Annotated in this window: 8 protein-coding genes; 1 reads left to right on the forward strand and 7 read right to left on the reverse strand. The window is 47.0% G+C overall.

All coding sequences use genetic code 11. The features are described 5' to 3' along the window. Positions 1 to 25 precede the first annotated feature (25 nt). Genes AAKU61_RS16230 through AAKU61_RS16245 form a run of 4 tightly spaced genes read right to left on the reverse strand, consistent with a single transcriptional unit; the run spans position 26 to position 3,199 of the window. The gene (locus AAKU61_RS16230) at positions 26 to 757 is read right to left on the reverse strand and encodes an SDR family NAD(P)-dependent oxidoreductase (RefSeq protein ID WP_354333928.1); all 732 of its coding nucleotides are present in this window, start codon (positions 755 to 757) and stop codon (positions 26 to 28) included. Between the two features lie 45 nt (positions 758 to 802). Further along, entirely contained in the window at positions 803 to 1,195 is a 393-nt protein-coding gene (locus AAKU61_RS16235; protein WP_354333929.1) for a hypothetical protein, read from the reverse strand. Positions 1,196 to 1,234: 39 nt separating this feature from the next. Continuing rightward, positions 1,235 to 2,584: a c-type cytochrome gene (locus AAKU61_RS16240; RefSeq protein WP_354333931.1), complete on the reverse strand. Its 1,350-nt coding sequence runs from the start codon at positions 2,582 to 2,584 to the stop codon at positions 1,235 to 1,237. Then, positions 2,585 to 3,199, reverse strand: coding sequence for a c-type cytochrome (locus tag AAKU61_RS16245; protein ID WP_354333933.1), 615 nt, complete (start codon positions 3,197 to 3,199; stop codon positions 2,585 to 2,587). Here AAKU61_RS16245 and AAKU61_RS16250 point away from each other — a divergent pair. Continuing rightward, positions 3,198 to 3,551: a hypothetical protein gene (locus AAKU61_RS16250; protein WP_354333935.1), complete on the forward strand. Its 354-nt coding sequence runs from the start codon at positions 3,198 to 3,200 to the stop codon at positions 3,549 to 3,551. The genes AAKU61_RS16245 and AAKU61_RS16250 overlap by 2 nt on opposite strands. Positions 3,552 to 3,561: 10 nt before the next feature. Here the strand turns inward: AAKU61_RS16250 and AAKU61_RS16255 are convergent, their stop codons facing one another. The 3 genes from AAKU61_RS16255 to AAKU61_RS16265 all read right to left on the reverse strand — a co-directional run bounded on the left by AAKU61_RS16255 (position 3,562) and on the right by AAKU61_RS16265 (position 8,018). After that, the gene (locus AAKU61_RS16255) at positions 3,562 to 5,703 is read right to left on the reverse strand and encodes a S46 family peptidase (RefSeq protein WP_354333936.1); all 2,142 of its coding nucleotides are present in this window, start codon (positions 5,701 to 5,703) and stop codon (positions 3,562 to 3,564) included. A gap of 356 nt (positions 5,704 to 6,059) precedes the next feature. Next, positions 6,060 to 6,920: an HDOD domain-containing protein gene (locus AAKU61_RS16260; RefSeq protein ID WP_354333938.1), complete on the reverse strand. Its 861-nt coding sequence runs from the start codon at positions 6,918 to 6,920 to the stop codon at positions 6,060 to 6,062. A gap of 381 nt (positions 6,921 to 7,301) precedes the next feature. Continuing rightward, positions 7,302 to 8,018, reverse strand: a complete 717-nt coding sequence (locus AAKU61_RS16265; RefSeq protein ID WP_354333940.1) for a flagellar basal body-associated FliL family protein — start codon at positions 8,016 to 8,018, stop codon at positions 7,302 to 7,304. Positions 8,019 to 8,206 lie beyond the last annotated feature (188 nt).

Genomic DNA, 8,206 nt, shown 5'->3' on the forward strand with positions numbered 1-8,206 from the left:
TTACATGAAATCACAGAGTCGGCATTTAAAACTGCACATGATTGACTGAACCGCCATCAACATACCAATTTGCACCTGCGACAAAACTTGCTGCGGGACTGGAAATAAAAGCGACAACTCGCGCAATCTCTTCTGCTGTAGCTAGGCGCCGCATGGGGTTGCGTTTAATAATTTTTTCGAAAGTCTCAGGTTCTTCTCGACTTACGCGATCCCATAATCCACCGTCAAATATGGTGTCCCCGGGAGAGACTGTATTCACCCGAATTGTCGGCAGCAGACGCGTGGCTAGAGATTTCATGTAATGCACCATTGCCGCTTTTGCTGCTCCATAAGGTGCAGAAGTCGGTGCCTCCAGCGAGCCTGCTTTAGAGCCAATGTATGTGATTGCAGCATGAGAAGATTTTTGCAGATATGGAATGACTGCCTCTGTTGTGTTGACCGTCGCCTGAATATCTGTTTGGATACTGGCAGCCCAATCCATACTGATCGCGCTCACGTTCGGAATGAAAATATCAACATGACCGATCTCAGCCATCCACGTTTTAAAATCGTCGATCTTAGTCACATCAACAACGTAGCCACGAACAGTTCCGGGAAGTTGCTCAACTAAACGAAGTGATCTGTCAATCTGCACCTGACCTCTGGCGCAAAAAGAAACCGTGCAACCTTCACTCGCCAGAGCATGGACAATCGCCGCGCCTATTCCGGCAGAACCACCGGTCACAATGGCATGAAGACCTGATAGCTGAAGATCCAAAAGAACCACCTTTCGTTGCAGAGTCTATTTTTCAGACAAGGAAATCTAGTGCATTTGATAAAAAATCAGAATGAAAATTGCGGCCAATATACCGGTCACGACAACCAACAGATAGCTGATCAATGACAATATGACGCCACCTTTAAATAGAATAGGAGCGTTATCTGTGTTGGTGGCTTTTGGTCCCAGATACCATCCACCCAGCAATAACTGTAAGGCTAAGCCAATAATAAAAGCGAAGTAAACCGGTAAGACTCTGCCAGTGACATTATTTAATATCGTTGTAATCGTACTCAATACAGAAACAATGACGCCGTATATTAATGCATGAGTCCAGCGTAACTGTGTACGTTTATACAAAAAAGCTGCCAGTTTGATGAGCAATGCGAAGATGCATGGCATCAGTAACAATGGCAGAAAAGAGAAGGCAAGTGACATTGTGTTTCCTGATCAATCGATATGATGGTGATATTTAATTTAATCCAGAGGCGCAGTCCGGTAACGATTCACCTCAGACGCACTGACCACACCGGCCTGATTGCCCCAGGCATTGCGCGCATACGACAACACTAACGCGACCTCGCCATCGGTCAGCGTCGGTGCAAATGGGGGCATGCCGTAAGGTCTTGGATTGCCTGCGGTTGTTGCAGGGAAGCCGCCCGATAATATGATGCGGATAGGATTGCCTGCATTACTCATTAAAATTGCAGGATTCGCTTTAAGTGCAGGATAGATTGTCCCTGCGCCTTTGCCTTCTGCGCCGTGGCAATCAATGCAGTGATTTTTATAAATACTGCCGCCCTCTTGCATGATGCGCGCCATCTCTTCTTTGCTTTCGCCACGGTTAGCAATGGCACGGTCCAGTGCATCTGGCTTGGGCTTGCTAGCGGCGGGCAATGCTTGTAAATAATTCGCCATTGCGTGGATATCGTAGTCGTTGAGATATTGCAAACTATTGACAACCACTTCTGCCATCGGGCCGGATGCGTGGGCTTTTTCTGATACGCCTGTGTGGAGTAAGGCACTGACCTGATCGCCCGACCAGTTGCTTAACATAGCGTCATCCGCTGCCCCATCTTTAGCCACTAAGGATGGTGCGTACCAATGGCTGATCGGCATGACTGCCCCACCTAATTCATTCCCCGTATCGCTGGCACCGAGAGCATTGCGACTGGTGTGGCAAGCGCCACAATGTGCCAGACCTTTTACCATATAGGCACCTCGATTCCAGTCAACACTTTGTTTACTGTCACTCTGATATTCGCCCGGACGGAAATATAAAGCGCGCCAGAATGCCAGTAAAGGACGTTGATCATACGGAAAGCGCAAAGCATGCGCCTGATTCTCGCGTTGAATTGCGGGGATCGATTTGAAGTAGGCAAACATCGCGTCGGCATCTTTCCGCATGATCTGGGTGTAATTCGTAAAGGGAAATGCGGGATACAACAAGCGACCATCTTTGGATTTGCCGTTATGCAGCGCATTCCAAAACTGATCGGCGTTCCAGCTACCAATACCGGTAGCGACGTCTGGCGTTAAGTTGGGCGAGATAAAATCACCAAACTCAGAAGAAATTACCCGACCGCCGGCATAGGCCAATCCGCCTCGCGTGGTGTGGCAGCCCATGCAATTCGCTGCGCGCGCAAGATATTCACCTTTAGTAATCTGCGCCGCAATATTGCTGGCGGTTGTTGGCGCAGATGATATCGCCGATGCAGGCTGTTCCGACCGTATAACAACGGTATCACCTAAATAATAGCCATACGCAAATAAGGCAGAAGTACCCGCCACCAATACAACTAACATCGCTAAGAAAATACGCTTCATTTACTTAGCTCCCATTAGCGGTACGCTGCCACAACGCATAGGCAAAGATGCGGTCATGTCTTTTGCTGCGATTGGCAGCGGATCGGCAGGTAGGGCTTGTGACGCCAGCCATGCAGATACCGCGCTTACATCTTGGGGACTTAATTTTTGGGCAATCTGCTCCATACAATCCGGTGCTTGCGCATGTCTGCTACCCGTTTGCCAGGCACCAAGTTGCCCGTTAATATAATCACGCGGTAATCCAAGTAAGCCGGGGATAAAAGGAGCAACACCGATCATCTTTTCGCCATGACAGGATACACAGGCAGGGATTTTTTTCTGCGTATCACCATGCTGCACCAACTGCCGCCCGCGTTCTATCGATGCAGCCGGAATATCCAATTGCTGCGGTGCTGGATAAGGCGGATGCTGATCGGAGAAAAACGTAGCGATCTCTTGCAGGTAAGCGTCTGACATATTACCCACCATATAAGTCATGACAGGATACGTGCGCTTGCCGTCTTTAAAATTTTTCAACTGATTAAACAGGTATCCCTCCGGCTTGCCTGCAATACGCGGATAGTAGCCATCATTAGCCGCCCTACCCTGTTTGCCGTGACAAGAAGTGCATGCCATGAGCCGCTGGCTTAAGGTATCTGGTACAGCTTGCGCCATAGCAGCTTGGCTGAACAGTAAACATACAACTGAGAGCGTCACTAGCGCTGGCAGCCTTGGTAGCAAGGCGCTTGCCTTCAGTCGCTTTATTAGTAAATCAGATGTGAACAGTGGGAGTGTCATAGAAGAGCTTAGTTTGATTGCACTTGCAAACCTAAATACAAATGCCATTGTTGAGGCAATCAATAGGTTCTCTATTATGACCTCTTCACTAAGCCTCTGGGACGATTTGCCCAATAAGGTGTGGGAATTTCAAATAAAAAAGACCAAACAATTTTGCCTGGTCTTTTTTATTGCACTTCATCTCATTTGATCAAAACAAATTATTTTGGATGCGATGGATACTTGATCGTCATCTCTTGCAATACATTGTCTGCATGATCAATCTCTTTCATCGCCCACAGCATGTAGCGAATGTCCACATGGATAGCACGCGTAATCGCACTGTCGAAGTACCAGTCTTTGGTAATGGATTCGTAAGTTGAATCAAAATTTAAGCCGATCAGGTCACCATGTTTGTTCATCACAGCAGAGCCAGAATTGCCGCCAGTAGTATCTGCACTGGACAAGAAGTTGACTGGTACGGTACCCAAGACCGCATCACGGAAAACGCCATAACGCTTTGCCTTGATCGCGTCTTGCTCCGCTGGTGGCACATTAAATGGCTCTTTGCCTGTATTTTTTTCTACAATACCTTCTACCGTGGTGAACGGACCTTTGCTAATGCCATCACGTGGTGAATAAGGTGCAACGGTACCAAAGGTCACACGCAAGGTGGAATTGGCATCTGGATACACCGGCTTGCCTTGCGACTTTTTCCAATTGATAAAAGCTTGCATATAACGCGGGATAATGCGTTCTAAATTGCCATCAATTTCTTTGCGGCGGTTTTCCATAATCTGACCCATCGGATAAACCTTACTGGCTAAACGTAAAAATGCATCATCCGATTGAGCCATGCTGTCGGCATCTTTATCCAGCCATGCCAGACGCTGCGCGGTGGTAGTCAATTTGGTCTGAGCGTACAAGGGTGCAATCGCGTCAACCGCTGGCAGCAGCGCATCCAAACCCTGCGGGTGGGTATCGGCTGGCAATTGTGCATAACGCTGCATCGCAGCTTGCCAGCGCGCCTGATCGACGCTGCTGACAAAAGATCGCTCTAAGCCGGAGAGGCGCGCTTTGAGAAAAGGAATATCACGTTCCTGATAGCCAGGCTCACGCTCAGCATCAGGCTTTTTACGCTCTAAGGCCAGGCGATACAAGCTGCGTGCGCTGCGGAACATATCGCTGTGCAGCGCAACGGACATCGCAAACTCTTGCTCACCTAAAGCGATATCAGCAGCAATGGCGGTGTCTAGCTCAGTCAGCAGATTTTTATCATTGGCATTGCTATGAGCGGCAAACCATAACCGGAATTGCGCCTCTTGTACGTCTTTGATGGCGGCAATATCTTTGCGTGCAAAACCATCAATCAGACCTTCCGTTTTTTTCATGCCATTGTTAATACTCTTAACCACACTGGCATAACGTACGCTTGATTCTGGATTGTCTTTTGTCGCCAGCGCGATCGTTGCCAGATCTGCCTGGTTTTCGGCGACACGGCGGGGATAACTGGTGTCACGCGCTGAGCGGATTTCTGTCGGCAATTTGTAGCGGCTGGTGCGACCTGGGTAACCCGCCAACAAAATCGGATCACCGTTTTTTAAACCCTCAGCAGATACTTTTAAAAAGTCTTTGGAATAGTAAGGAATATTCTCTGGTGAAGGGTCAGCAGGACGTCCATCCTTGCCCACATAAGCGCGCATAAACGAGAAATCACCGGTGTGGCGCGGCCATTCAAAATTATCCACGTCACCGCCAAAATTGCCGATCTTATCCGACGGTGCATACACCAGACGCACATCACGTATCATCAATTGGCGTATCCGGTAATACTCCAGACCACGATGAAAACTCGGCACCGAACAGCGATAAGCTTTATCTTGCTCACACTCAGCAATCAGTACCTTGATGCGATTCTGGATTTGCTTATTGCGTTCCAATCCCGATAAATTCGGACTTAAATTACCAGTTACTTTGTCTGTCACGGTCTCTACTTTATCCGTCACATAGATACGTTCACTGGGTCCGGCTGGCAATTCCTCGGCACGAGTTTTCGCTAAAAAACCATCGGCGATTAAATTACGCGTCGCACTGGAATTACGCTGCACGGCACCATAAGCACAGTGATGATTGGTCACGACCAAACCTGCGTCAGACACAAACGAGGCCGAGCAACCAGGCAGCGCCACCATGGCACTCATCGGTAACTTGCTTAAGTTAGCCAACTGCTCGGCAGGGATGGCGATACCGATACGTTTTAGCTCTGCTTTTAATTGTGGTAATTGGTAAGGCTGCCATTGTCCCTCGTCGGCGTGGGCAACCATGCTGGCAGTACCAAGTGCAAACAGAGCTGTTGTCGTCATTGCAAACGTGGTCGCAATGAATTGGATAGTCGAACGTTTATGATTGAACAAGGTAGGTCTCTGCAAATAAGAAATTGAAGGAGTAACGGCAGTTCAGGAGTAAAGATAGTTCCGATGCAAGGCGGCAAGTGTAACAAAATCCCGGAACTGTTTGCCAAGATTTTCTGTGACAACTCCGTGGCATGAGTTGAAGTGAAATGGAAGATGAAAGGTGGGAAGAGAAGAAGAAAGCAAGGTGAGAAAGCGCAATTGCAAATGATGGCACTTAAATGAACAGGCAAAAAAAATCAACGCAACTCGCCGACCATTGAAATACCCCAAAAATACCCCAAAATTAAATGTCTACTATTCAGGCTTTAGGCAATAGCTTGCAGAATCAGACTTAATTCCACTTTTGATTCATTCATTAACATCTGGCATTTATCAGCATCGAGCTGAAGATTTTTCAGTGCAGACGGCATCGCCTCCCAATCGAGTCCGGACAGCGAGTCGTTGACAAAATGTGCGTCCAGAAAATCCGCCGTAGCTACCACATCCGTCAAACTAGGTTTGCTAGTCAATGGCAAATTAATCATACGATGATCCATCACAGCGTCACGGATATCCTGATCCAGATCCCAGTTTTCTAAAATTGCCGCACCGATGCTGGCGTGCCAATGATCGACTAACTCCCACAGCGCGCTATCGGAAACAAACAAGCCTTGATAGTGGCTTGCCCTACTCATAATATAAAACTTGCCGACGTCATGCAGTAAGCCCGCTAACATCGCTTTGTCAGGACTTAATCGCGTCATACGTTTTGCGATGATTGAAGATAAGGCAGCAACGCGCAGACTTCTGGTCCACAAACCATCCATATTTTTGGATAAAACCTCATTCCGCTTTTGGTCGACTAATTGCTTCATCCCGACCGAGATAGCGACATTACGCACAGCGGTAAAGCCTAACAACATAATTGCAGAACGCAGATCAACTATTTTTTTACCTGTGTGATTAGCCATTGCAGAATTGCTTAAACGCAGCATCTGCGCAGACAATACCGGCTCTGCACTGACGATTCTGACTACCACGTCAATCGACATTTCTGGCTGGCTAAGAGCGCGTCGGATTTTCATCGTCGCATTCAACGATGTGGGGAAAATTAATTCGTTGGACGATAACTCGGCAGTCAATCCTGCTATGAACTCAAACTCGATGGATTTTTCTGTCTTCGTCATATAACCGCACCCTGAATAAAATAATCTGGCTGTGACATTACCATGCTTTCAACTCTTTTGGGCGAGCGCAAAAGAGAGCATGACCACCCACAATAAAGCGATTAAACAAGACTAAGTTTGTACTTAATTGACGCCAGAATCGCTACACAAGTTCTGGCTTAGGAATTGACGACAAGTCCGTTTTTAAAGTTCAAACAAGAAATATACTCATATCCAGTATATTTTAATTGTCCATATAAATCTTGGACAATGTGGCATTTTTTAAAAAATAAATGGGGAGTATATTAAAATCTATCTCTCCAGGCTTACCAGCCACAAAAAATAAACTGCCGAGGTGATCGCCATCGGTATGTCAATACCGCAGCAAAAAACCAATTGAGCTTAAGATTTATCCTGCAACAATAATTCTGTAAGTAAAACAGCCTGCACCTTATCGGTCTTCAGCTCGGTATTAAAGCGTTTTTTAAGATTATTTTGCATCGTCGTAAAACCTTCTGGAGTGCGCAAAGCATCTGGCTCGGTAGTAGAAACCGCAACTTGGAATATATCGTTAAGGTTCTTTTTGTTCTCTTGTAACCAATCCAGATCTTCGTTATCTACCTGAATCGTAACTTGCATCCTGGTCACTTGCCCATCGATGTTGACGACCGCTTCAGGCAATGCGGCATAGCTGATTGCGATATCGTTGGTCGGCGCCCGATTGACGTAGGTATAGATCGCCACCGTAATACCGATAAACGCCAGCAAAATGACACTGGCGGCATATTGGGCGAAGTTGTCTTTTTTTCTGACCGTGACCGTTTTTCTTCTGGGCGGATCTGGCGGTGGTGATTTTTTTTGATTGGCACCAACCCGCGCTGCTTTTTGGCTCAGAGGGATCATCGGTGGTGCTTGCAAAGCCGGAGAAACTGGGACACTTGCAACGGTCTTGTCTACTTTGTCATTCTCTTTTGATTCAATCTTAGCCGGATCAAGATTAAAACCCCATTCGTCTAAACTTTCATCGCTGATAGCCGAGGTTTTGATGGGTCCGCCATCCACGGCTTCAAAATCTAGCTTAGCAGTGAGCAGATTTTTTCTTGGATCACTCGTCGCCATGAACTACTCCCTCCTTAATGAATATGCCTTGATACAAATGAATGCCAATCGATTGACGCCAATTGCTATTGTAGTATGGCGCCGCAGTTAATTGTAAGCGCTCCATAAACCCCAGACTATCAAGTCAAATCTAAATCCTTCAAGCTCACGATTTCAATAATGAGATGGAGTGGAAATGGAAAAGCAAT

It is taken from the genome of Undibacterium sp. GrIS 1.2, from assembly GCF_040544435.1.
Taxonomy (GTDB): Bacteria; Pseudomonadota; Gammaproteobacteria; order Burkholderiales; family Burkholderiaceae_D; genus Undibacterium.